General features: G+C 62.8%; 23 protein-coding genes. 8 read left to right on the top strand and 15 right to left on the bottom strand.

Annotated elements, in window-relative coordinates; translation table 11 throughout:
• Positions 1-3 precede the first annotated feature (3 nt).
• The 7 genes from KVQ74_RS07930 to KVQ74_RS07960 all read right to left on the bottom strand — a co-directional run bounded on the left by KVQ74_RS07930 (position 4) and on the right by KVQ74_RS07960 (position 6,447).
• Positions 4-975, bottom strand: a complete 972-nt coding sequence (locus KVQ74_RS07930; RefSeq protein ID WP_217830533.1) for a Csu type fimbrial protein — start codon at positions 973-975, stop codon at positions 4-6.
• Entirely contained in the window at positions 972-3,329 is a 2,358-nt protein-coding gene (locus tag KVQ74_RS07935) for a fimbria/pilus outer membrane usher protein (RefSeq protein ID WP_217830534.1), read from the bottom strand. Before KVQ74_RS07935 ends, KVQ74_RS07930 begins: the two co-directional genes overlap by 4 nt.
• Before the next feature lie 75 nt (positions 3,330-3,404).
• Positions 3,405-4,193 (bottom strand): fimbrial biogenesis chaperone, encoded by a 789-nt coding sequence (locus tag KVQ74_RS07940; RefSeq protein ID WP_217830535.1) that lies wholly within the window; start codon positions 4,191-4,193, stop codon positions 3,405-3,407.
• A gap of 34 nt (positions 4,194-4,227) precedes the next feature.
• The gene (locus tag KVQ74_RS07945) at positions 4,228-4,728 is read right to left on the bottom strand and encodes a Csu type fimbrial protein (RefSeq protein WP_217830536.1); all 501 of its coding nucleotides are present in this window, start codon (positions 4,726-4,728) and stop codon (positions 4,228-4,230) included.
• 4 nt (positions 4,729-4,732) lie between these two features.
• Entirely contained in the window at positions 4,733-5,269 is a 537-nt protein-coding gene (locus KVQ74_RS07950) for a Csu type fimbrial protein (protein ID WP_217830537.1), read from the bottom strand.
• 19 nt (positions 5,270-5,288) lie between these two features.
• Positions 5,289-5,822, bottom strand: coding sequence for a Csu type fimbrial protein (locus KVQ74_RS07955; RefSeq protein WP_217830538.1), 534 nt, complete (start codon positions 5,820-5,822; stop codon positions 5,289-5,291).
• 103 nt (positions 5,823-5,925) lie between these two features.
• Positions 5,926-6,447, bottom strand: a complete 522-nt coding sequence (locus KVQ74_RS07960; RefSeq protein WP_217830539.1) for a Csu type fimbrial protein — start codon at positions 6,445-6,447, stop codon at positions 5,926-5,928.
• 287 nt (positions 6,448-6,734) lie between these two features.
• Here KVQ74_RS07960 and zapE point away from each other — a divergent pair, with 287 nt between their 5' ends.
• A complete protein-coding gene (gene zapE / locus KVQ74_RS07965) occupies positions 6,735-7,865 on the top strand; it encodes a cell division protein ZapE (RefSeq protein ID WP_217830540.1) in 1,131 nt (376 codons plus the stop codon).
• Positions 7,866-7,974: 109 nt separating this feature from the next.
• A complete protein-coding gene (locus tag KVQ74_RS07970) occupies positions 7,975-9,288 on the top strand; it encodes a protein kinase (protein WP_217830541.1) in 1,314 nt (437 codons plus the stop codon).
• Between the two features lie 91 nt (positions 9,289-9,379).
• On the opposite strand, the gene KVQ74_RS07975 is transcribed toward KVQ74_RS07970, so the two are convergent.
• Positions 9,380-10,087: a YebC/PmpR family DNA-binding transcriptional regulator gene (locus tag KVQ74_RS07975; protein ID WP_217830542.1), complete on the bottom strand. Its 708-nt coding sequence runs from the start codon at positions 10,085-10,087 to the stop codon at positions 9,380-9,382.
• A gap of 219 nt (positions 10,088-10,306) precedes the next feature.
• On the opposite strand from KVQ74_RS07975, the gene KVQ74_RS07980 reads away from it, so the two are divergent.
• Positions 10,307-11,707, top strand: coding sequence for a type VI secretion system Vgr family protein (locus KVQ74_RS07980; protein ID WP_217830543.1), 1,401 nt, complete (start codon positions 10,307-10,309; stop codon positions 11,705-11,707).
• Here the strand turns inward: KVQ74_RS07980 and KVQ74_RS07985 are convergent.
• Positions 11,692-12,600 (bottom strand): LysR substrate-binding domain-containing protein, encoded by a 909-nt coding sequence (locus KVQ74_RS07985; RefSeq protein WP_217830544.1) that lies wholly within the window; start codon positions 12,598-12,600, stop codon positions 11,692-11,694. The genes KVQ74_RS07980 and KVQ74_RS07985 overlap by 16 nt on opposite strands.
• A gap of 113 nt (positions 12,601-12,713) precedes the next feature.
• On the opposite strand from KVQ74_RS07985, the gene KVQ74_RS07990 reads away from it, so the two are divergent.
• The 3 genes from KVQ74_RS07990 (at position 12,714) to KVQ74_RS08000 (ending at position 15,442) form a co-directional block, all read left to right on the top strand.
• Positions 12,714-13,823, top strand: a complete 1,110-nt coding sequence (locus KVQ74_RS07990; RefSeq protein WP_217830545.1) for a 2-aminoethylphosphonate--pyruvate transaminase — start codon at positions 12,714-12,716, stop codon at positions 13,821-13,823.
• Positions 13,824-13,878: 55 nt separating this feature from the next.
• Positions 13,879-14,706, top strand: coding sequence for a phosphonoacetaldehyde hydrolase (gene phnX, locus KVQ74_RS07995; protein ID WP_217830546.1), 828 nt, complete (start codon positions 13,879-13,881; stop codon positions 14,704-14,706).
• Between the two features lie 187 nt (positions 14,707-14,893).
• Positions 14,894-15,442 (top strand): cytochrome b, encoded by a 549-nt coding sequence (locus tag KVQ74_RS08000; RefSeq protein ID WP_217830547.1) that lies wholly within the window; start codon positions 14,894-14,896, stop codon positions 15,440-15,442.
• 36 nt (positions 15,443-15,478) lie between these two features.
• Here the strand turns inward: KVQ74_RS08000 and KVQ74_RS08005 are convergent, their stop codons facing one another.
• Positions 15,479-16,411: a 1-aminocyclopropane-1-carboxylate deaminase/D-cysteine desulfhydrase gene (locus KVQ74_RS08005; RefSeq protein WP_217830548.1), complete on the bottom strand. Its 933-nt coding sequence runs from the start codon at positions 16,409-16,411 to the stop codon at positions 15,479-15,481.
• A 113-nt stretch (positions 16,412-16,524) separates the two neighbouring features.
• The gene (locus KVQ74_RS08010) at positions 16,525-18,564 is read right to left on the bottom strand and encodes an NADPH-dependent 2,4-dienoyl-CoA reductase (RefSeq protein ID WP_217830549.1); all 2,040 of its coding nucleotides are present in this window, start codon (positions 18,562-18,564) and stop codon (positions 16,525-16,527) included.
• A 206-nt stretch (positions 18,565-18,770) separates the two neighbouring features.
• On the opposite strand from KVQ74_RS08010, the gene KVQ74_RS08015 reads away from it, so the two are divergent.
• Both KVQ74_RS08015 and KVQ74_RS08020 read left to right on the top strand, forming a co-directional pair.
• Positions 18,771-19,901, top strand: coding sequence for a carbon-nitrogen hydrolase family protein (locus KVQ74_RS08015; protein ID WP_217830550.1), 1,131 nt, complete (start codon positions 18,771-18,773; stop codon positions 19,899-19,901).
• A gap of 3 nt (positions 19,902-19,904) precedes the next feature.
• On the top strand, positions 19,905-20,945 hold the full coding sequence (locus KVQ74_RS08020) for an AraC family transcriptional regulator (RefSeq protein ID WP_217830551.1): 1,041 nt from the start codon (positions 19,905-19,907) through the stop codon (positions 20,943-20,945).
• A gap of 4 nt (positions 20,946-20,949) precedes the next feature.
• Here KVQ74_RS08020 and KVQ74_RS29385 read toward each other — a convergent pair whose 3' ends face one another.
• The 4 genes from KVQ74_RS29385 to KVQ74_RS08035 all read right to left on the bottom strand — a co-directional run bounded on the left by KVQ74_RS29385 (position 20,950) and on the right by KVQ74_RS08035 (position 24,693).
• Positions 20,950-21,075, bottom strand: a complete 126-nt coding sequence (locus tag KVQ74_RS29385) for a hypothetical protein (RefSeq protein ID WP_262150603.1) — start codon at positions 21,073-21,075, stop codon at positions 20,950-20,952.
• Positions 21,076-21,249: 174 nt separating this feature from the next.
• Positions 21,250-22,092: a DUF2242 domain-containing protein gene (locus tag KVQ74_RS08025; protein ID WP_217830552.1), complete on the bottom strand. Its 843-nt coding sequence runs from the start codon at positions 22,090-22,092 to the stop codon at positions 21,250-21,252.
• Between the two features lie 226 nt (positions 22,093-22,318).
• Positions 22,319-24,190, bottom strand: a complete 1,872-nt coding sequence (locus tag KVQ74_RS08030) for a SurA N-terminal domain-containing protein (protein WP_217830553.1) — start codon at positions 24,188-24,190, stop codon at positions 22,319-22,321.
• 230 nt (positions 24,191-24,420) lie between these two features.
• The gene (locus KVQ74_RS08035) at positions 24,421-24,693 is read right to left on the bottom strand and encodes an HU family DNA-binding protein (RefSeq protein WP_003183171.1); all 273 of its coding nucleotides are present in this window, start codon (positions 24,691-24,693) and stop codon (positions 24,421-24,423) included.
• Between the last annotated feature and the right edge of the window lie 24 nt (positions 24,694-24,717).

The raw sequence follows: 24,717 nt of genomic DNA on the forward strand, positions 1-24,717 counted from the left end.
GAGTCAAAACCCCACATCCAGCACCACATTGTCCAGGTAGGTCCCCGCTGGCGGTGTGGTCTGGTCGGTGTAGATCTTCGCGTTGTAATTGAAGATCTGACTGCCGGTGCCCAGGCCATTGCCCGGATTGACCTCTGCATCGGTGCTGGCCCGGCGTGCGGCGCCGACGCTGCCCCAGCGCGTGGTGCCGGCGCTTTTGAAGATGTCGTACGCCAGATAATTGCTGCCGGAGATCATCTGCCGCCGCCCGCCGACGCTCAGGGGATTCTGCCCGTCGCTCAGGCCCACGGTGTACACGCTGCCCTTGGTGCAAGCCAGGTTGATGGTCTGCCCGGTAACCGCCGCAAAGGCGCTGACCACCGGCGCGCTGCCGAACGCGATGTTCGGCGCAGTGATGGTGCAGTCGTTGGACACGGTCAGGTTGACCGTCAGCGTGGTGGTGCCGCTGGCGATGTCGCGCCCCAGGCAAATCCCGCCGATACCGATTCCGGAGCAGTAGTTCCAGTTCCAGAAAATGCTCAGGGTCTCGCTGTACACTCCCGCCGCAACGTTGCTGCCAAGGGTGGTGCCGAAGTACAGCGGCACGGTTCTCGGCACCGTGCCGCCCAGCAGTCCTAGGGCGTCGATGATGCCGTTGCGAGCGAAGTCATAAGCGGTGCCACGGGTCAGCGGGTAGCTGGTGCTGTTGTTCGCATAAATCGTGTAGCCGATGACATCCCCGGTCGGTCCGAGCAGGCCGCTTTGGGTCGATGTCACCGTGGCCCAGAAATGATCGTTGCTGGTCAGCAGCGACAGCAGCGACCCCGTACAACTCAAACCACCGTTGAGCGTGGAGCTGGGCTGCGACGTGGTACGCACCGCAATCGAACTGATGGTGCCGAACGCGGCCGGCGTGGTGGTGACCACCGAACACAACGCCTGCGCCGCTCCCGACCAGCACAGCGCCAGCAACACGAAAACGCGCGCACCGATCATTGGCACACCAACGGCCCGATCAGCGGCACCTGGTCCTGTTGCAGATCGACAGCAAACCGGGCCTGGCAGGTCGTGCCATCCGCCAGGGTCACGCGCAACGAATTCTGCGCCTGCAGGTTTTCCAGATAGACCAGGCCGTCCCAGCCGACCACCGTGTGCGTACCACTTTCCTCATGCAGCACCGCGCTGCCCAGCGGCAACTCACGCTGCTGCCCATCCACCAGCACGATGCTCGCGGCAATCACCCGGCTCAGGGGAAACTCCAGCAGATAACCGCTGCCACGGCGCACGGCGATCCGCTGCTCGACATTCGGGCTGCGCACATTGGCCGGCAGGTTCAACGGATCGATCTCGTATTTGCCTCGATAGTAGGCGCTGCTCCACGGCACCAGCAGGTGGCCGTTGCGATCGGTCTGGCCGACCTGCTGATTTTCGTAGCGCACCGGAATGTCCGCGTAGCCGTCGGTACTGACCACCACAAAGGCATCGTCGATGCGGTTGGCGGCGAACATCTGGCGATCCATCCACACCAGCGAACCGCTGGCATCGGCCCAGCGGGTTTCGGCCTCCGAGGTGCCGTAGACACCGGCCTGCAACTGCACCGATTGCAGGCGCCAGGTCACATCGGCCTGGCGGTAATCGGCGCCGTCACCCTTGGCATAACCGAGGTTGAAGCCCACCCCGCCCTCGCTCGGCACCGCGCGGCTGTAATTGACCCGTTGTTGCGATTGCCCGGTCTTGCTCCGCTCGCTGCTGATCGCCAGGCTGCCGCGCAGGTCGAACGGGATCACCAGTTGCGCCTGCACCGCCCAGTTGCTGTCGCCGATTTCCCGATTGGCCGACAGGTAGAAACTGCTGTTGCGCCACAGCGGTTTGCTCCAGCTCAGGTTAAGCAGCCGCGTGCGGGTATTGTCGGCCGCGCGGATATCGAAGTAGCCGGCACCGAGGCTGCCCCAGCGCTCCAGATTGAGGCTCAGGGTCGCTTGCTCACTGCGACGGCTGAGGCTGACGTAAGGGGTGTCGACCACGGTCAGGTCGGCGTACTGGTCGCGGCGCTGCAGCCGTTGCCAGGAAAAGCTGTAGCGTTGGGTGGTGTACTGATAGCCGAGACTCAGTTGCTGGCCGGCCTCACCCTCGAACCGGCTCTGGCTGAGCGCACTGTTGAGCACGCCGAAATTGCCCAACCGCAGATTGCCGCCGAAACCACCCAGCGCCAGCGAGTCGGCAGCTTCGGCGTGGCTTTCGAAGGTGAAGCTGTCACTCACCCCGTAGCGCAGGCTGCCCGAGGACACCCCCGGCCCATAACTGAAATCCTTCAAGCCGTAATCGCGGCGCAGCGTACCGGCGGCTACCGAGAAATCGCTCAGGCCTTTTTGCAGCAAGTTGCTGGTGACGTAGAACGGCACGGTGGTCGACACCTGCCGACCCAGCGCGTCGGTGGTCACCACCACCGCCTCACCGGCACCGTTGATGAATGGAATATTGGTCAGGGTGTACGGCCCCGGTTGCAATTCGGCGCTGCTGGACTTGTAGCCGTTGATAAACAGATCCACCGACGAGGGCACCGCCGCTTCCCCGGCGAACTGCGGCAGCGGATAGGTCACCAGATCCGGACGCACGGCGAAATCCCGGGAAAACTGCACACCGCCCAAACGCACCGAGTTACTCCAGGGCAACGCACCGCTGATCACATCGCCCGCCTCGTAAGTCAGCATCCGCTCGTCATCGGAGTAGCGCCAGGTGGTGTCGTAGCGCAGATAACCGTTGTTCAGCGTACTGACGGCATCTCCCGACAACGTGCGGCGGTACTGCCCGGTGTTGGACAACGTGCCCCAACTGTCGAACACCCGCACTTCGTTCCACGCCGCCAGGTAGCTGCCGGCATCATCGGTGTCGTTGAGGTACAGGTCGTAGTTGAACAACGCGCCGAAACTGCTCAGCGCCTGGGTACGCGGATAGACCTGGCGGTTGCCGATGAATTGCTCCGGCAACCAGTCCGCCGGCACATCGAGCAGCAACCGCTGACCGACGCTGTCGTAATCGCTGTGCAGACCCGGCAGGCTGTCAAGATCGACTTCGGCGCCCACCGTATCGGGCAGCTTCATGCCGGTGTCGTGCAATACGCTGGCCGGCAGAAACAATCGGCCGCCGCGCTGCTCGACCGCCACCACCCGCCCGGTATTCATCTGGTTGACCACCAGCTCGAGAAACAACTGTGCATCACTCACGGCCTCCATGCCACTGGGGGGCGGCGGCAGTTCGCCGGCCCCGGCTGGATCAACGAACACCAGGCAGCACGCGCCGGTCATGAGCCACAACGGACGCTGAATACGGCGAGCCCATCCCGGACTCATTAGCGTGTCACGTCCGTCAATGGACTGAATCCTCCTGATACCGCTTTCAACCACTCAACAAAATCTGCGGCGACGTCAGCGCGCCGGCGCGATGCTCTGCACTTGCGCCGCGCCATTGATCCGCCCTTGCAACGCTGGCTGCCCCGCCAGCGGCCCCGGCGCGGGCCAGCGCATCACCGCGCCCGGCAGCACGTAGCCCAGCAACCCTTCGGCCAGCGGTTTGTCCTGACCGGACTGTTTGATCGCGACATCGGTCAACCGCGCATGTACCGCCCCCTGATTGCGCACTTCCACATAAGGCCGACCGTCCACCGTGACCGTGCGCCAGCTCAGTTGCGGCAGGCCGACACCCTTGGGATCACGCTGGCGCGTGCTGTCTTCCTTGCTCCACAACCCCGCGCCGTAGGCGAACAACGGGACCGAATAGCGCATCTGGAAGCGAATGGCGGCAGCGGTCTTGCCGTCCGCAGCGGCGGGGGCCTGGGCCGAGGGGATTTCATCGATGATGATGCGGTAGGCCAGCTCCTGCCCCGGCGGCACTTCCCTGGTTCGGGTCAGGCGCACCAGTTGTTTCTGCCCTGGCTCGATCTTCGCCACCGGCGGGCTGCCGATCACCTCGCGCTGGTTGCGGTACTGCTCCTCGAAACCGTTCTGCGTCCAGCCGAACACGCGGATCTGCAGGTTGGCGGTTTCGTTGCCGCGATTTTCCAGCCACAGCGCACTGGCCTGCTGATCGGCTTCCAGCACCGGGTCGATCGGCCAGATCAACACCGAACTGGCGGCCTGAACCTTACCCGCCCCGCACATGACCAACCCCAGCATCGCGCACCGCACGAGTGATTGCCGTGTCGTGAATGACCCCATGAACCTGCTCCTTGTCGGCAATTCAAGCCTCGCCTCACCACGACAGTTGCACCTGCAACACGTCGCTGTACGTCCCCCCAGGCTGATTGCCCGGCAATTGCACCTGACCGTAGATCGGCAGGCTGATGTTGTTGGCATCGCTGTAGGCCACCGCCACACTCTGGCCTATCCCCAGGCTCTGGCTGTACGCGGCGTCACGAAACAGCGCATAAGCCACCTGCGCGCTGCCGGTGGTGAGCTGCATTCGCCGCCCGCCGTTGTTGTACTGGCCGCCATCGACAGTCATGTTCAGCGTCACCCCCGGCGTGCATTGCAGTTGCACGCCACCGGTGAGCGCCACCTGCACCGTGCTGGTGGACAGGGCCGAACGCGAGCCGAAATTCAGCCCGCCATAGTTCGAGACCCCGCCCACCACCAGGCAGCCCGGCGTGATCGTGGCGCTGACCTGGAGGCTCTGGCTGGTCACCGCCGCCAGCGGCAACGGCAAACCGGCCGCGCACAGCACCAGCAGCGCCGTAAAGCCATGCCGGCCCACGGCCCTAGAACGTCAGTTCGACAGAGATGGTGTCGGTGTAAGTCCCCGCCGGCAGCCCGGCCTTGCCCACCGCCTGACCGTAAAGGTTCACGGTCTGCGCCACGCCGGTGCTGGCGGCGAGGCTGATCACCCCGTCGATCGCCAGCAACTGCGAGTGCCCGGCATCGGTGTACAAGTCGTACGGCACGTAATTGGCGACGCCGTCGTACAACGCCCGGGTGCCGCCCGCCGACTGTCCGTCATGGGCACCGGCACGCACCTTGACCGTCGGCGTGGTGCCGGCGGAACAGAGGATCGACAGCGCCCCGCCGCCGCCACCCAGCACTTGCCCGCTGGCGGTGGTGAACAGGCTGTTGGCGGTGCCGAAGTTCAAGGCACCGAAGTTCAGCCCCGTGGAGCCGCCGGAGCCATTGACCTGGCAACTGCTGGTCAGAATCAGGCTGGAGGTGATCTGGCCGGTGACGGTGGTGGCGGCATTCACGCTGGAAACCAGCGTCAGGCCGAGCAGTGACAAACCGATCCTTGAGGCAATCTTGTGCATGGTGTCCTTCCTTTGCGGTTTACCAATCGAGCGTCACCGTCAGGGTGTCGGTATAGACACCGGCCGGTACTGCGCGGGTATTCGCCACCACCGTGCCAAATACCGGAATGGGTATCTGCGCGCCGCTGGTAACAGCGAAATTGTGTTGCTGGCCGATGCGGTAGCTCTGGCTGCCAGAGGCATCGAGGAACAGTTGATAGGGGAGCGTCTGGCGCCCGTTGCTCAAGCGGCGGGTGGTGCCGTCCCCATGGGCGCCGCCGTCGATGGTCACGGTGAAACCGGTCACCGACGGGTTGCAGGCGACGTTGAGCCGGCTGTTGGCATCGTTATCGAGGCTGGCCTTGATCGGCGCGTTCCAGGTCGGGCCTTGCTGGCCGAAATCGAGTTTGCCGAGATCGCCCACCGGGCTGGCGGGGCTGGAGGAGTTGGTCACTTCGCAGCCGGCAATCAGCGTCAACCGCGCAAGGATCTGCCCGCTGACCGCCGCTTGGGCGTCTTCGGTGAGCAACAGCAGCGTGCTTGCGGCGATTACCAGCCAATGTCTGCCCGTCATTGCGTCCTTACTCCCTCAGCTCACCCGGCGGATTGCGTACAACCGCGAGTGCCCTCCCTTGCACCACCCACATCCATCGGGTGGCCGATAAAAACCGCTGCGATCACCAGGTGACCGTCACCTTGACCAGGTCCGAATAGCGGCTGACCCGAGGCACCTCGGCCAGCCGCTCGATCCGCGCGTACAACGGCAGCTCCACGGTGCCGCTGTCCGGCACCCGGCCGCTGACCGGCACATCCACCACCAACGGAACCCGCCGCGCCGCGTCCTGGTACAACCGATAAGGAATCGGCTGGCTGCCCGCCTGACCGGCCATGTAGCGCACCTCGCCCACTCCGCCATGCAGGCCGCCGTCGACGCGCATCTGGTACGGCGTGTCCGGATTGCACTCCAGGCGCGGCAGGCGCTGGTTGGTCAGCGCCGCGCCGAGCGGCCCGGCCGGATCGTCAAGGCGCGCTGTGCTGCCAAAATCGAGCACGCCCAGTTGCTCAATGCCCGCTTCCCGCTGCTGGCCGATCAACTGGCAGCCGCGTTGCACGTCGACGCGCACCTCCACCTGCAAATCCGCAGCATGGACGGGCACGACAAGCACTGTCAGCAGCCCCAGAACCGCTCTTGCCTTCACTGCCCCACTCCTTGTGAGGAATCGTTTTGCTGTCGTTACTGCGTTTCAGACTAGCAACGGTCAACGATTCCGCCAGTCGATTGGATCCATGTATCTGCCGGGATATGTTTCGAAAGATTGGCAACACGCGGAATCACGTCGCTGACAAAACCTGTACGTACCCCACAATGTTGTTGAATCCTCCCATGCAGTCGCCGAACCACGGTGGAAGGAAAACTATCCATCTGGTTACACTACGTCGCCGCGCTCGGGGAGCCGGCACTGACGAACACGGAGTGACCCCACAAGTGCCCGCCCGACCACCCAAACACTCGCATCCGACCCAACGCTGGTCGTTGTTGCGCCGACTGTTCGGCAAAGGTTCGCCCGGCACATCGGGGAACGGCGCCGCCGCCCAGTCGATACGGGATTTCTTCCGGCACAAGGCCCACGGTCAGGGCTATACCCTCAGCCACAGTCAGTTGCGGGTCATCGATTGCATGGCCCAGCAAACCAGCCTGCTGTTCGCAACTCATCCGCAAACGCCACCGAGCCTGTACCTGTACGGGGCCGTCGGACGCGGCAAGAGCTGGCTGCTCGATGGCTTCTTCCAGGCCCTGCCGATCGAACAGAAACAGCGCCTGCACTTTCATCAGTTCTTCGCCCGGTTGCATCAGGGCATGTTCAGCCATCGCCAGCAGGACGACGCCCTCGGCGCGACACTGGATGAGTTGCTGCAAGATTGTCGGGTGCTGTGTTTCGACGAGTTTCATGTGCATGACATCGGCGATGCAATGCTCATCACCCGCCTGTTCAAGGCCCTGTTCAAGCGCGGCATTCTGCTGCTGGTGACCTCCAATTACCCGCCTGAAGGCCTGCTGCCCAATCCGCTGTACCACGCCCGGTTCAAACCGGTGATCGACCTGATCCATGCGCGGATGCAGGTCATGGAGGTCGGTGGCTCCCACGATTACCGCAGCCAGGCGCGCAACCATGCTCATCAGCTGTTCACCCAGGGCCACTACGTATGGCCGGCCTCGCCCGCACAACGCCAGCGGCTCGAACTGCCGCCGCGCGATACGCCAGCCCTGGCGCTGCCGGTGGGCAGCCGGCACATCCAGGCGCGTCTGTGTGAAGGACGCCGTGTCGCGTTCACCTTCAACGACCTGTGCGAGCAACCCACGGCGGTGATGGATTACCTGGAGCTGTGCCGGCGTTTCGACCGCTGGATCATCGATGACTTGCCGCAGCTGGGCGAATGCTCGATCGCCGCACAGCAACGCTTCATCAACCTGATCGACGTGCTGTACGACCAGGACAAGCACCTGACGCTGCTCGGCGACCTGCCGTTGAGCGAAAGCCTCGGCGGCAGCGCCATCGACCTGGCCCGCACCCGCAGCCGGCTGGGGCAGTTGCAGGAAGTGCATGACCGCGTCTGACCGCTCTCGCTCAAGCCCGGTTGCAGTGAATCAGAAGGCTGGCTGAACCTGTATCATGTCGGCCATTTCGGGCATCCCTGGCCCTTCCCATCTGAAAGCGAACCCGCTCATGCACACCCTTGCTCAATTGCGCGCCGGCGAACTGTCGGGCATTACCCGACTGGATCTGGCCGAAGGACTGACCGAGTTTCCAGCGCAGATTTTCGACCTGGCCGATACCCTGGAAGTGCTCAACCTGAGCGGCAACGCCTTGAGCAGCCTGCCGGATGACCTGCATCGCCTGACCCGGCTGCGGGTGCTGTTCTGCTCCGACAACGACTTCACCGAGTTGCCGGCGTGCCTGGGCCAGTGCCAGGCGCTGACGATGATCGGCTTCAAGGCCAACCGGATCACTGAGGTGCCCGGCGCCGCTTTGCCGCCGCTGCTGCGCTGGCTGATCCTGACCGACAACCGCATCGAAAACCTGCCGACGGAACTGGGCGAACGTCCGTACCTGCAAAAACTCATGCTGGCGGGCAATCGCCTGCAATCACTCCCACCCTCCCTGAGCCATTGCCATCGGCTGGAGCTGATCCGCATCGCCGCCAACCGCTTGAGCGAACTGCCGCAATGGCTGCTGACGCTGCCGAGCCTGACGTGGCTGGCCTACGCCGGCAATCCGCTGGAAACCGAGGCTGACGCTGCCGCGCTCGAAGGCACCGCGCACATCGACTGGTCGGCGCTGCGTCTGGAACAACGGCTGGGCGAAGGCGCTTCCGGGGTGATTTCCCGGGCAACCTGGCAACGCAACGGGCAACCGGACACGCTGGTGGCGGTCAAGCTCTACAAGGGTGAAATGACCAGCGACGGCTCGCCACTGCACGAGATGAACGCCTGCATCACCGCCGGGTTGCACCCGAATCTGATCCGCGTCGAAGGACGCATCGGCGATCACCCGGAAGGCCAGCAGGGGCTGGTGATGCAACTGATCGATCCGAGCTATCGCAACCTCGCGGCGCTGCCGAGCCTGGCGTCCTGTTCACGGGATGTTTATGCCGACGATTGCCGCTTCAGTGCCGAGGTGGCGTTGCGCATCGCCCGGGGCATCGCTTCGGTCGCCGAACACCTGCACCAGCAAGGCATCACGCACGGCGATCTGTACGGCCACAACATTCTGTTGAACGAGCGGGGCGATTGTCTGCTGGGGGATTTTGGCGCCGCGTCGTTCCATGCCACGACCGACAACCTGGAAACCCAGGCGCTGCAACGCATCGAGGTACGCGCCTTCGGGATCTTGCTGGGAGAATTGCTCGAACGCATCGACTCGGGACTGAGTGATGAGCGGCGTGGGGTGCTGGAGGATCTGCAGCGACGCTGCTGTCAGCCGGATGTGCTGGCGCGGCCGGGGTTCAGTGAGGTGGTGCGGGAGCTGAGAAGCCTGTAACCGCAGCCTACCCTGCGGCGAGAGAGCAGGCTCGCTCGCCGCAGGTCAGTTCAGTTCAGTTCAGTTCAGTTCAGTTCAGTTCAGCGTCGGATCAACCCGCCAGGCCGACAAACATGTCCTGCACGTCGTCATGGTTGTCCAGGCCTTCGAGGAAGGCTTCGACTTCAGCCATCTGCTCGTCGCTCAAACCGCTGACCGGGTTTTTCGGCTGGTAGCCCAGTTTGGCCGACAGCACGGTGAAACCTTGCTCCGGCAGGGCTTTCTGCACGGCGTCAAGGTCGGCCGGGTCGGTCAGGAACAGGGTTGCGCCCTCTTCTTCACCCGGTTCGAAATCCTGGGCGCCGGCTTCGATCGCGGCCATTTCCGGATCGGCGTCCGGGGTGTCCGGCGAGGCTTCGATCATGCCGACATGGTTGAAATCCCAGGCAACGGAGCCGGAAGCACCCAGTTGGCCCTTGCGGAATGCCACGCGGATTTCCGCCACGGTGCGGTTGATGTTGTCGGTGAGGCACTCGACGATCAGCGGCACCTGATGCGGGGCAAAACCTTCGTAAGTCACGCGATGGTATTGCACGGTTTCGCCCAGCAGGCCCGCGCCTTTCTTGATCGCGCGATCCAGGGTTTCCTTGGGCATCGAGGCTTTCTTGGCCTGTTCGACCACCAGACGCAGGTGTGCGTTGGTGGCGGTATCGGCACCGTTGCGGGCAGCGATGGTGATTTCCTTCACCAGTTTGCCGAAGATCTTGCCCTTGGCGTTGGCTGCCGCTTCTTTGTGTTTAACCTTCCACTGTGCGCCCATTACTCACTCTCTTGATCTGTGGCGCCGAGACATCTATTGGCCGACGCGTGCCGGCAAGTTTATACGCCCTAAACCCGGCAATCGACCAAAAATTCCTTCGCCGAATCGACATATTCACCAAAGTTTGTAGGGTGTTTCTGAAAAGCACCTTTGCCATGACCATTCAGCGCTGGGTTTTCGTACCCTCTGTCGTCCGTATTGCCTGACAGAGCCCGTGCGATGCTCAACGACAAGGAAAGTCCGTTTACCCTGACCCTCACCGCTGGCGGGTTATGCCTGCCGGTTCTGCGCTTCAGCGGTCAGGAAGCGCTCAACCAGCCTTTCCGTTTCGAGATTGAAGTGATGGGCCTGGCCCCGGCCCTGGCGCCGGGCAGGTTGCTGCACCAGAACGCGTATCTGCGCCTGGACGATGGACAAGGCATCCACGGCATCATCCACAGTGCCAGTTGCGAACATCGCGCCTCGCATCGGCTCAGCTATCGGCTGCTGCTGGTGCCCCGTCTGCAAACCCTTGATGGCTCACCGCGACGGCGGGTGTTCGTGCAACTCAGCGTGCCGCAGATTCTGCAGCGGCTGCTCGCTGAACATCATCTGCCCACCGACAGTTATCTGTTGAAAACGAATCTCGGCCACTACCCGGTGCGGGCCTTCTGCATCCAGTACGACGAAAGCGACCTGGCGTTCCTCCAGCGATTGTGTGAGGAGGAAGGCATTCACTACCATTTCGAACACCGCATCGACGGCCATGTCGTGGTGTTTGCCGATGACAACATGAACCTGCCGCAGCAGCCGCTGTTGATCGCCTTCAACAGCGAAACCGAAGCTCCGACGCCTGCGGTCAACAGCCTGTTTCAGCGCCACGACGCGGTTCACCCGCACGCCCTGGCCGGTGTGCGCAATCGCGGCCGGCAGGCCAGTGAGCAACTGGCCGCCAATCACCCCGTGATAGACCCCGGCGCCATGCCCGCCGCGCTGTCGCCGGAACAGCGTCACGCCGAACGCCGCAGTCGCCGGCACCTGGAGCGCCAGCGCTGCCAATACCGTTGTGTCCAGGGCCGCAGTGACTGCACCGGCCTGCTCAGCGGGCGGCTGCTGCAAGTGACGGATCATCCGGTGGCGAGTTTCAACGAACAGTGGCTCGTCACCGAACTGCGTCATCAGGGACAGCAATCTTCGATTCTTGATCCGACGCCGGTCAGCCACCGCTATCACAACGATTTCACCGCTCTGCCCTGGTCCACCGAATTTCGCCCGCCACTGAAACAGCCACGTCCGAACATCCCGGGGTATCACCTGGCGCAAGTGCTCGGTGTGCCGGGCCATCCCGCGAAACGGGACGATCAGGGGTGCATCGCCGTGCGTTTATGGCCATCGCACGCCGCTGGCGAAGAGGACGAACCGCTGTATCTGCCGATCGCCATGACCCATGCCGGCGGGTGCATTCCCCAGGAAGCATTGCCCCGCGCCGGCAGCGAAGTGTGGGTCAGTTTTCTCGACAGCGACCCGGACCGGCCGATCCTGTGCCTGGATACCCGACAGACCCGGTCACCACGCAACACCCGGCCGGAACAGGACAGCAGCCTGCTGCTCGACTGGTTGCGTCATCACACGGGGCCTTGATCCGGCACGTGTTTACCGGGGCCTTGGGCGGGCAAAACCGGCACCAGGCCCAGGAACGCCTGAATCAACCGCAACTCCCGCCGCCGCTCCAGGCAACCGATCATGTGCCGGTTGACCAGCCCTTCTCCGACAATCGGAATCGCCACCACTCGCGGGTCGTGGCTGACCTCAGCCGACGACACCACGCCAACACCCAACTGCGCCGCCACCGCTTCGGTGACCGCCTCACGGCTGTCCAGTTCCAGCAACACCCGCGGACTGACCGAAGCTTGCGCGCAGGCCTGATCGAACGTGCGTCGGGTAATCGAGCTCGGCTCACGTAAAACCATGATCACTTGGTCCAGCGCCTTGAGCTTGACCTCACCACCGCGCAACGCCCACGGATGCCCCGCCGGCACCAGCGCACAGATCCGCGATTCGCTCAGCGCTTGCAGATGCAGGCCCCTGCGCGGTTCGACTTCGGTCAGCACCGCCAGGTCGGCGTGTTCAGAGAGCAGCGCGGCCAAGGTTTCCTGAGCGTTGCCCAGACGCAGGTTCACGGTGATCCCCGGATAACGCGCCCGCAGGCTGGCGAGCATCGGCATGACCATGTGCGGGCCGTCCGCCGCGATTTCCAGGCGCCCGGTGAGCAACTGCCGATTGGCTTCGAGCAGCACCTGCGCCTCCTCCGCCAGACCGAACATCGCCCGGGTGATCGCCGCCAGTCGGGTGCCTTCCTCGGTCAGTTCCACCCGTCGCGCCGTGCGCCGCAGCAAGGTGATCTGGTAGTGCTCCTCCAGTGCCTTGATGTGCCCGGTGACCGCCGGCTGGCTGATGAACAGCCGTGCGGCAGCGCGAGTGAAGCTGCCCTCCCGGGCCACGGCGTCGAAGGCGCGGAGCTGAAACAGGTTCATGAATAATTCTCACTGATGGTTGGCATAACAACAAACAATTTGATTGATGATCCGCCGAATTGCAACGTATGCCCCGTAGCTTCATCCCACAGCGCCATCGCGAGAACACACGAATGAGTACCGCCGCCCCTCTCCTGCTTACGCCCGGTCCGTTGACCACGTCGGCCCGAACCCGCCAGGCCATGCTGGTGGACTGGGGCTCGTGGGATGACCGCTTCAACCAACTGACCGCCAGCCTGTGCGAGCAACTGCTGGCGATCATCAATGGCGCCGCCACTCACCACTGCGTCCCCTTGCAGGGCAGCGGCACCTTCGCGGTCGAGGCGGCCATCGGCACGCTGGTGCCGCGCGACAGCAAGGTGCTGGTACTGATCAACGGCGCCTACGGCAAGCGTCTGGCGAAGATCTGCGAAGTGCTCGGACGTCCGTTCAGCACCTTCGAAACCGCTGAGGATCAACCGACCACCGCCGCCGATGTCGACCGCCTGCTGCGGGCCGACGGCGACATCAGCCACATTGCGCTGATCCACTGCGAAACCAGCACCGGCATTCTCAATCCGCTGCCGGAGATCGCCGAGGTCGTCGAGCGACACGGCAAGCGCCTGATTATCGATGCCATGAGTTCCTTCGGCGCACTGCCGATAGATGCGCAAGAAGTCCCGTTCGACGCCCTGATCGCCGCTTCCGGCAAGTGCCTGGAAGGCGTGCCGGGGATGGGTTTTGTCTTCGCCCGCAAGGCCTCCCTGGCCGCAGCCGCCGGCAACTCCCATTCGCTGGCGATGGACCTGTTCGATCAGCACACCTACAGGATGAAGACCGGGCAGTGGCGCTTCACCCCGCCGACCCATGTGGTCGCCGCGCTGCACGAAGCCCTGCTGCAATACCACGAAGAAGGTGGTCTGCCTGCCCGACACGCGCGCTATGCCGCCAACTGCCAGGCACTGATGGAAGAGATGGCAAAACTGGGGCTACGCAGCTTCCTGCCCGCTGCGATCCAGGCGCCGATCATCGCCACCTTCCACGCCCCGAAAGACCCGCGCTACCAGTTCAAGGCGTTTTACGAACGGGTCAAGGCCAAGGGCTACATCCTTTATCCCGGCAAGCTGACCCAGGTCGAAACCTTCCGCGTCGGCTGCATCGGCCATGTCACTCCCACGCAGATGCGCGAAGCCGTCGCGGTGGTCGGTGAGGTACTGCGCGAGATGGAAGTGCTGGAAATCTAATCCCCGTCGCTGCGCCCCCCATGAACCTCTTTGCCAATTCAGGACGCCTTTCACCATGAACTACAACAACCCGACCCGCCTGCAAGCCGCCATCCTCGACTGGGCCGGCACCGTGGTCGATTTCGGCTCGTTCGCGCCGACCCAGATCTTCGTCGAAGCCTTCGCCGAATTCGACGTCCAGGTGTCCATCGAGGAAGCCCGTGGGCCGATGGGCATGGGCAAGTGGGATCACATCCGTACCCTGTGCGACCAGCCAGAGGTTGCCGAGCGCTACCGCAAAGTGTTCGGCCGCACCCCGAGCGACGACGATGTCACCGCCATCTACAACCGTTTCATGCCGTTGCAGATCGAAAAAATCGCCGAGCATTCGGCACTGATTCCAGGCGCTCTGGACACCATCGCCCGTCTGCGCGAACAAGGCATCAGGATCGGCTCCTGCTCCGGTTATCCGAAACAGGTGATGGACAAGGTCGTGGAGCTGGCCGCCAGCAACGGCTATGTTGCTGACCATGTGGTCGCGACCGACGAAGTGCCGAACGGTCGTCCATGGCCGGCCCAGGCCCTGGCGAACGTGATTGCGCTGGGCATCGAGGACGTCGCCGCCTGCGTGAAGATCGACGACACCGTGCCGGGCATTCTCGAAGGCCGCCGCGCCGGGATGTGGACGGTGGCGCTGATCTGCTCCGGCAATGCCCTGGGCCTGGACTACGAAAGCTTCCGCGCCCTGGGCAGCGCGCAACTGGCGAGCGAACGCAAGCGCATCCATGCGCTGTTCGAAGGTTCGCGTCCACACTACATGATCGACACCATCACCGACTTGCCGGACGTGATCGCCGATATCAACCAACGCCTGGCGAACGGTGAAATGCCGCAAGGCAACTGATCGCACCGCCCTTCGCCGACAAAAAACGCCAGTACCTGCCCGGCACTGGCGTTTTTTATGCCCCCTCTGATCCAGCGCATGGAAAGGCCGATCAACGTCAGACAAATCCTCCAAAGCGGATTACAGTTAAAGCATGCCGTCGCACAAGAACGGCGCGCTTGAGCCCTGACCTGTGAGGAAACACCGTATGCCGTGGACAAATTCCGCATCGCGTTACAGCACCGTGTCGATTCTGCTGCACTGGCTGATGCTGGTTCTGTTGGTGCTGGTGTACGCCAGCATGGAATTTCGCGGCCTGTTCCCCAAGGGCAGCGGGGGTCGCACCCTGATCCGCGAAATGCACTACCTGCTCGGCCTCACCGTTTTCGTCCTGGTATGGCTGCGTCTGTTCGCCCGCAGCCTGGGACCGGCGCCGAAAATTTTCCCGGCATCGCCGCAATGGCAAACCGTTCTCGCCCGGTTGATGCACTGGGCGCTGTACCTGTTCATGATCGGCATGCCGCTGCTCGGCTGGCTGATTACCAGCGCCGACGGGCATCAGGTGATGTTCTATGGTTTCGATCTGCCGCTGCTGGTGAACGAAGACAAGGCCTTCGCCAAACAGGTCGAGCACTGGCACGTGTTGATTGCCAACATCGGTTATTGGCTGATCGGGCTGCACGCGCTGGCGGGGATCTATCACCATTACGTGGTGGGCGATAACACGCTGTTGCGGATGATGCCGAAACGCGGATGACGTGTTGCGGCGAGGAGATTCAATCCCTCGCCGCCTTCAATTCACATGAGTTTCGCTGACAAATCCCCTGCGCCCCTGCAAGCCGCCAGTGTGGACGAAGACCAGTCGCGTCCCCCTGGCGAATTGGCCCGCCTGAACCTGTTGCTTGAGTGCCAATAACGCCTTGCCGGTGTACAGCGGCTCCAAAGGAATGCCGCTGGCCTGCTCGGTTTGCTCGATAAACGCCAGCAACGCCGGATCGACCCTGGCAAAGCCACCTCGACTCGCCTCGATCAGTTCATAGCGCGGATTGTGCAACCGCGCCTCTTCAACAATAGCCTCGACCTGCGGCGCCACGCCGTGATCGACCGGCACCGCCAGCGCACCATAAACAACCCGTTCGCCAGCCTCGGCCAGCACCAGTCCCGCCAGGGTCGTCCCGGTGCCACAGGCCAGCCACCAGCCATGAAAACCGTCCCAGCCCAAATGGCTCAGTTGCTCGTCGACCTGATCCTTGAGCGCTGCGCACCCCAGGGCGCCGAGCAATCCACCGCCGCCCTCCGGCATCGGATGCAGCGTCGGATACTGCGCCTGCCAAGGCTGCCAGAAGCCCGGCTCGTGCCGCGCCCGGTAGCCGCCATAACCCAGCCAGTGCAGTTGCATGCCAAAGTCCGACAGATCACCGACCGTGGGCGTTTGCTGCGGATGGCCGCGCAACAGGCCGACCGTGGCGAAGCCCAGGCGCTTGCCCGCCGCCGCCAGTGCATGCAGATGATTGGAGTGCGCCCCGCCCAGGCTGATGATGCCCTCAGCGCCCGCGCGGTCGGCGGCCTTGAGGTGTTCGACGAGTTTGAACCACTTGTTGCCGCTGATCAGCGGATCGATCCGGTCCAGACGCAGGATCGCCACTTCGACACCGGCAGCGGCGAGCCAGTCCAGTTGCAGGGGTTCGAGAGGGGCCTGGGGTAGCCAGTCGGAGGAGCAAAGCATGGGCGTGGCAGCATCAGGGAAAACCCAATACTACCAGCCAACAAAAAATCGTCGCAGGCTGCGATCTTTCGAACCTTGAAAGATCACAGCCGCGTTTTGCTGCGAGAGATCGATCAGAGCTCCGCGGCCAGGCGCGAGCCCTGGTTGATCGCACGCTTGGCGTCCAGCTCCGCCGCCACGTCGGCACCGCCGATCAGATGTACGTTCTGCCCCGCTTCCACCAGGCCATCATGCAGCTCGCGCAGCGGATCCTGGCCGGCGCAGATCACGATGTTGTCCACCGCCAGCACTTGCGGCTCGCCGGTTTCGCCGATACGAATGTGCAGGCCCTGGTCATCGATCTTCAGGTATTCGACGCTGTTGAGCATCTGCACCTGCTTGTTCTTCAACCCGGTGCGGTGAATCCAGCCGGTGGTCTTGCCGAGGCCGTCGCCGACCTTGGATTTCTTGCGTTGCAGCAGGAACACTTCCCGGGCCGGCGCATGCGGTGCGGCCTTGATTCCGGCGACACCACCACGGGCCTCCAGTTGCGCGTCGATGCCCCACTCTTTCCAGAACGCGGCGCGATCCTGGCTGGTGGCCACGCCTTCGTGGACGAGAAACTCCGACACATCGAAGCCGATACCGCCGGCACCGATCACCGCCACGCGCTTGCCGACCGGTTTGCGCTCCAGCAGCACGTCGAGGTAGCTCAGCACCTTGGCGTTCTCGACACCCGGAATCGCTGGCAGACGCGGCGCAATACCGGTGGCGAGGATGACTTCGTCGTAACCGCCTTCCAGCAGTTTCGCCACGTCGACGCGGGTGTTCAGGCACACCTCGACGTTCGTGGTCTGCAACTTGCGTTTGAAGTAACGCAAAGTCTCGTAGAACTCTTCCTTGCCCGGCACGCGTTTGGCGACATTGAACTGGCCGCCGATCTCGCTGGCCGAATCGAACAGCGTCACCTGATGTCCGCGCTCGGCGGCCACGGTGGCGGCGGACAGACCCGCAGGGCCGGCACCGACCACAGCAATTTTCTTGATCTGCTGCACCGGCAGGTAATTGAGTTCGGTTTCATGGCAGGCGCGCGGGTTGACCAGGCAACTGGTGAGCTTGCCGCCGAACGTGTGGTCGAGGCAGGCCTGGTTGCAGCCAATGCAGGTATTGATTTCGTCGGCCCGCCCTTCGGCCGCCTTGTTGACAAAATCTGCGTCGGCCAGGAACGGCCGCGCCATCGACACCATGTCGGCATCGCCTTCGGCAAGAATCTGCTCGGCGACTTCCGGGGTGTTGATGCGGTTGGTGGTGATCAGCGGGATGCTCACCGAACCGCGCAGCTTGGCCGTGACCTTGCTGAATGCTGCGCGCGGCACTTTGGTGGCGATGGTCGGGATTCGCGCTTCGTGCCAGCCGATACCGGTGTTGATGATCGTGGCGCCGGCCTGTTCGATGGCTTTGGCCAGCGTGACGATTTCTTCCCAGGTGCTGCCGCCCTCGACCAGATCGAGCATCGACAGACGGAAAATGATGATGAAGTTCGGGCCCACGGCCTCACGAACACGACGGACGATTTCCACCGGCAGGCGCATGCGGTTTTCGTAGCTGCCACCCCAGCGGTCGGTGCGCTGGTTGGTGTGGGCGGCGAGGAACTGGTTGATGAAGTAGCCTTCCGAACCCATGATTTCCACGCCGTCGTACTCGGCGGTCTGCGCCAGTACCGAACAGGTGACGAAATCGCTGATCTGCTTCTCGATGCCTTCCTCGTCCAGCTCCTTGGGCTTGAACGGGTTGATCGGCGCCTGGATCGCGCTCGGTGCGACCTGCTTGGGGCTGTAGGCATAACGGCCGGCGTGGAGGATCTGCATGCAGATCTTGCCGCCCGCCTCGTGTACCGCGCGGGTCACGATGCGGTGCTTGAGGGCCTCTTCTTCGGTGGTCAGCTTGGCCGCGCCGGAATACACGCCGCCCTCGTCGTTCGGGCCGATACCGCCGGTGACCATCAGGCCGACGCCGCCACGGGCACGCTCGGCGAAGTACGCGGCCATGCGTTCGAAGCCGCCCGGCTTCTCTTCAAGGCCGGTGTGCATCGAGCCCATCAGGGTACGGTTGCGTAGCGTGGTGAATCCCAGGTCCAGCGGGGCCAGCAGATGCGGGTAATGAGCGGCGGTCATCGGTAACTCCACAACGAGCGATCACGGAAAATGCGGGAGCTCTGTGTCCCCCGTCAGTCATGTTCGACAGCCTAAGAGTCGCATCGCTGTCACTCAATGACCGTAACTGACAACTTATTGATCCAAATGCGCAGCGCCCCTTGGCAACCGCGGGCGTGCGCCCTACCCTAGTCGCCACACCCTGTACCCGGCTGTTGTTGGTTTTCATGCGCAAACTTTTGTACCTGACGTTTTCCATGGCCCTGGTGGCTGTCCTTGCTTCCTACGCCATGTGGGCGGCCGACCGCCCGATGGGCCATTACCTGTCGGACCTGCGCATCCGGCTGGCGGTCGATCAGGGCACCCCGGCCGACCATGGCAATCTCCTGGGTATCCAGCCGGAATTGTTCCCCACTGATTATCAGAGTCCCGCGCGCCTGCACCGCAAACTCGCGGCCTATTTGCAGCAGGCGCAGGAACAGGGTCTGTTGAATGAAAAAACCGTGGTGGTGCTGCCGGAACACATCGGCACCTGGCTGATGATCGGTGGCGAGAAAGACGAGCTTTACCAGGCCCCGACCCTCGCCGAGGCGATGAACTGGCTGGCGGCCAGCAATCCTCTGCTGTTCGCCCGCGCCTGGCTCAGCGCACGGGGCGACAACCGTCTGGACGACGCGCATCTGCGCATGAAAGCCAAAAGCATGGCGAAGGACTATCAGACGCTGTTCGGCGGCCTCGCCAAAGAATTCCACGTCACGCTGGTGGCCGGCTCCATCGTCCTGCCCGAGCCGAGCGTGATCGACGGTCAGCTCAAGGTCGGCAGCGGTGCATTGTTCAACAGCAGCGTGGTGTTTGGTCGCGATGGCGTGCCGCTCGGCCAGCCGCAGCGGCAGATGCACCCGATCTTCGATCAGCATGAAGTGCTGGAAGCCAACGAGGAACAGGCGGTCAATGTGGTCGACACCCCGGCCGGGCGTCTCGGCGTGCTGATCGGCAGCGACAGCTGGTATCCCGACAACTACCGCAAGCTCGACGAGCAGAACGCGCAACTGGTGGCCGTGCCGGCATTCGTCACCGGTCATGGCGTGTGGGATCAACCGTGGCGCGGCTACAAGGGCTCAAGCTCACCGAGTTCGGTCAGCCTCAAACCCGGTGAAGTCAGCGAAGGCCAGGCCTGGCATCGCCTGATCCTGACGGCGCAACCGCCGGGCAGCCGGGCGATTGCCGGGGTCAGCGTGTTCCTGCGCGGCCAGTTCTGGGACAAACCAAGCGCCGGACAAAGTTTTCTCAGCAGCAACGGCCAGCAATTCGCCGATGGCGATGCACGCGGCGCGCGTCTGCTCAACCTCTGGTTATAAGCCATGAAACCGCTGCCGATGCGTCTCGGGGATCTGTCAGTGGGCTTTGTCCACAGCCTCGCCGATGCCGTGCGCAGCCACGCTGCCGACCCGCAACCGCTGCTCGAACAGTACGGCCTCGATGCCGCGCGGCTGGCCGAGGCCGGTGCCCGTCTGTCGATCCCGCGCTACATGCGCCTGGGCCACGGCGCGATCCAGTTGACCGGCGACCCGGCGCTGGGCCTGCGCATGGGCCAGCTCAGTCGGCTGAGCCAGGCGGGGCTGGCCGGAGTCACCGCCGCCCAGGCACCGACGGTGCGCGAGGCGGCCCGCTGCCTGATCCGTTTCGAACCCTTGTACGGCTCCAACTATCGCGGCCAGTCGAGCCTGCATGAAGACGCCACCGGTGCGTGGCTGCGCTTCTATTCGATCAGCCCCTACAACGCCTACAACCGCTTTGTGGTGGACTCGATCATCGCCGGATGGCTGCACCAGCTCTCCAGCGTCAGCCGCGAGCCGTTGCGCGCGGAGCGGATCGAAATCGAATTCGAGGCGCCGGACTACCGTGATGCCTACACCGTGCTTGGTGATTGCGCGATCCAGTTCGGTGCCGAGCAAAACCAGTTGCGCCTGAGCCTGAGCAGCCTGGCCCTGCGCAACCCGGAGCATTGTCCGAGCACCTGGCGGCACCTGTTGCAACTGTGTGAGCGGGAACTGGAGCAAATGACCCGCACCCGCAGCCTGCGCGAACGCATCACGCAATTGCTCGGGCCGTTGCTCAATGGTGGTCGGGAACCCGACCTGGAAGAAGTGGCGGCGCGCCTGAAGCTGCCGACCTGGACATTGCGCCGCAAACTCGCCGAGGAAGGCACGCAGTTTCGCGCAATCCTCAATGACACTCGCCGGGACCTGGCGATGACCTACATCCGCGACACCGAACTGGCGTTCGGCGAGATCGCCTACCTGCTGGGTTTCGCCTCAGCCGAGGCATTCCAGCGGGCCTTCAAGCGCTGGAGCGGCCAGACGCCGGGAGAGTTCCGCCGCAGTCACCGCAAGACCGCCTGAAGCCTTACAGCTCGGTAGCGTCTTCCGCAGGCTCTGGAGAGTCCAGTTCGTAGGCCTGGTATTCGAGCAGTTCTTCTTGATAGTCGTCCATCGGTGAATCCCCCTGCTGCTCGCTGAAAATGGTCAACACTAATGACCCGTGCTTCGAGCATAAAGTGCCCGTATGAAGGAAAAATGAAACCCGGCCTTCATGAAATAAACGTAGCAGGCGGTCAGGAATTTATCGCGGGATTTTTCAGGGATTTCAGGACAGTAGATAAATCCATTGCGGGAGCGGACAGCACGGTCGCTCCCGCAACGGCATTTACTGGCCGGACGCAGGCATCGCCGGAATCGGCTCGGACGGCGGTGGCAGGTCGGTCGGGTTGGCCGGTGGCGTGATGATTTCAGTCGCAGGCGCCGGTTCCGCGACCGGCGCAGGTGCCGCCGCCGGGGTGATCGGCGCAGCGTCTGCCGGTGGCGCCACCGGTTCCGAACTCAGTGGCGCACTCTCTGCCGGAGCCGCTGTCGGCTCCGCCGCCGGCGCGGGAGTGGGTTCAGCGGCGGGTGTCGGTGCCAGCGGCGCAGGTTTGGCTTCAGGCACGCCCAGGTCGGCCTTCGGTTTTTCCTCGATGTGCGCGGCCTTCTTCGCATCGGCCGGCAGGAACATCTCGACCAGCGCAAAGAAGCGCTCGTAGAACTTCTGCGATGACACGGTTTCGCTGGCGACCTTGACCATCGAATCGTCCGAGGAGCCGATCGGCATCGAGACCGAACCCAGCACACCCACACCCAGGCTCGCCGAGTTGTTGGTCTTCTTCAGCGCATAACGATCCTGCAAGGCGTTGGCGAACACCGTGGCATGGTGCCCATCGTCGGCACACACCACGTTGAAACTGATTTCCAGATGGGTTTCACCGGTCTGCTGAAAGCTCTTGTGCCCGCTGACCAGCTTCGGATCGCTGCTGGTGATGATATAGCCCTGACTGAGCAACGCCCGGCGGGCGGCTTCGCAGCTAGCGGTGTCGGTCACCGGGTAATTGCGCGAGAACGTGCCGGAATCGTCGAAGTTCTCATGCTCATAGATAGGCTTGTCCTTGGAACAGCCGGCAGCGGCGGTCAGCAACAACGCCAACCCGATGAAACGCACGGGAATTGAATTCAACATTAAACATCCTGAGGGGAAAACGGTCCGGGGCGTATTGTGCAACAGATCGCTGCCCGGCGGCGTACCGATTGGTGTCTTAAAACAGTTACAACTTTACCGGGCATGGATGGCAAGAAAAAGTCGCATTGCCCCCTGCTCCATGAAAACCCTGTCATGCAGCGGCGATCAGGCACAAAAAAGCCCCGGATTTTCATCCGGGGCTCGGGTCTTGCGGCTCAGTCCGACATCAGTAACGCTTGATGTCAGCTTCGCTTTCAAGCTGCTTGCGGTAGGCCGCGAAGTCTTGCTGGCCGACACGCGAAGCGAGGAAGCGACGGTACTGCGCCTTCTCTTCGTCGCTCGGTGCAGCGGCTTCGTTGACGCCGTTCAGGCGCACAACCATCAGACTGCCGTCTGGCAGGGTCACGCTGCTGAAGGTCGGCTTGTCCTTGGCAGCCGGTTTCGGCATGCGGAACAGCGCTTGCAGCACCGCCGGATCAACACCTTCCTGGGCGCGGGTGGCCGCTTCGGTGACTTTCCAGTTCTGACCGTCAATCGCCTTGTCCAGCGGGGTCTTGCCATCACGCAGACCGGCAATCACTTGCTCGGCATGGGTCTTGGCCGCAGCGCTGGCGCGCTCTTTGGTCAATTGGGTGCGGATCGCGGCCGATACGGCTTCCAGCGGCAATTGCGCAGGCTTGAGGTGTTCCTTGGCGCGCAGCACGACCACGGTTTCCGGATCCAGCTCGATCGCGGTGCTGTTGGCCCCCTCGTCGATCACTTCGGTGCTGAATGCGGCCGTCACCACGGCACGGTTGGCCGCAATGCCTTCCCCACCTTCACGGCCGAATGGCTTGGAGGTATGAACGGTCAGTTTCAGATCCTGCGCCGGTTGAGCCAGGTCAGAGGATTCGAACGAAGAGTCTTCCAGTTGCTTGGTCGCCTCGACGAAACGCTGCTCGACCTGCTGGGTTTTCAGTTCGCGGGTCAGCTTGTCTTTCAGGCTGGCGAGCGTTGGCACTTCCGGTGCTTCAACACCCAGCAGCTTGATCAGGTGGAAACCGAAGTCAGTGCGTACCGGACCGGAAACCTGATCCTTGGCCAATGCGTACAAGGCCTTCTCGAAGGCTGGATCGTAAACGCCAGGACCGGCATAACCCAGGTCACCGCCATTGTTGGCCGAACCCGGATCCTGCGAGAACTCTTTGGCCAGCGCTTCAAACTTCTCGCCTTTGGCCAGACGCGCCTGAATCTCTTCGATCTTGGCCTTGGCCTGGGCTTCGGTGGTCTTGTCGTTCACTTCGATCAGAATGTGCGCCGCACGACGCTGTTCCGACAGGTTGGCGATCTCTTTCTGATACGCCGCCTGCAGGTCTTCGTCCTTGACGGCGACCTGATCGAAGAACGCAGCCTTCTTCAGTTCGAGGTAGTCGATGACCACCTGATCCTGAGTCATGAATTCCTTGGCGTGTTCGTCGTAGTAAGCCTTGACCTCATCGTCGGTCAGCTTCACGGCGGCAGGATCGGCCTTGATGTTCAGGGAAGCGAAATCGCGGGTCTGTTTTTCCAGACGGGCGAATGCCTGCACTTGAGCGTCGGTGACAAAACCGCTGCCGGCCACGCCGGCACGCAGTTGGCCGATCAGCATTTCCTGAGCCAGCATCTGGCGGAATTGCATGCGGCTGTAGCCCAGTTGACGGATCACCTGGTCGAAGCGCTCGGAGCTGAACTTGCCGTCCACCTGGAACTCAGGCGTCTGCAGGATCACCTGGTCCAGAGCGGCCTCGGAGAAAGCGAACTTGGATTTTTCCGCGCCTTGCAGCAGCAGCTTGCGGTCGATCAGGCCTTTGAGGGCCGATTCGCGCAGCATTTTTTCGTCGAGCAAGGAAGCGTCGAAGTCTTTGCCCAGCTGTTGCATCAGCTGGCGGCGTTGCATATCAACAGCCTGGCTCAGATCGTTCTGGCTGATTTCTTCACCGTTGACCTTGGCGGCCTCATTGGTATGAGTCGCGGCCTTGAAAATGGCGTCGAAACCGGTCAGAGCCATCAGTACAACGATGACTCCGATAATGGTCTTGGCAATCCAGCCTTGTGAATTGTCCCTGATATTCTGCAGCATGCGTCCCCCAGAAACGGTTGAACTTCAATTTAGGCAACCGTGGAGTGTGGGTAGAATCCGGATAGAAGAAAGGCGCATCCGAGGATGCGCCTTCTCGTAACTGGCGGAGCGGACAGGGCTCGAACCCTCGATCCCGGTTTAGCAAGCGACTGTCTTGGCCACCTGCTTTACCGCTCCGCTGCCAGGTCAGGCATGACCCCGACCCGGATGGGTAAAAACCTGAATCTAACTTAGTTGACAGCTTCTTTCAGGGCTTTACCGGCTTTGAAACCTGGCTTCTTGGCCGCTGGGATTTCCAGAGTCTTGCCGGTCTGTGGGTTACGGCCGGTGCGAGCTGGACGATCAGTCACGGAGAAAGTGCCGAAACCTACCAGTACAACGGAGTCGCCAGCCTTGAGAGCGCCAGTGACGGATTCGATTACAGCGTCCAGCGCACGGCCAGCAGCAGCTTTCGGGATATCAGCGGATGCAGCGATAGCATCAATCAGTTCCGACTTGTTCACTCTAAGTCCCCTTATATCTATTTG

The organism is Pseudomonas botevensis (assembly GCF_019145475.1).
In the GTDB taxonomy this organism is placed as follows: domain Bacteria; phylum Pseudomonadota; class Gammaproteobacteria; order Pseudomonadales; family Pseudomonadaceae; genus Aquipseudomonas; species Aquipseudomonas botevensis.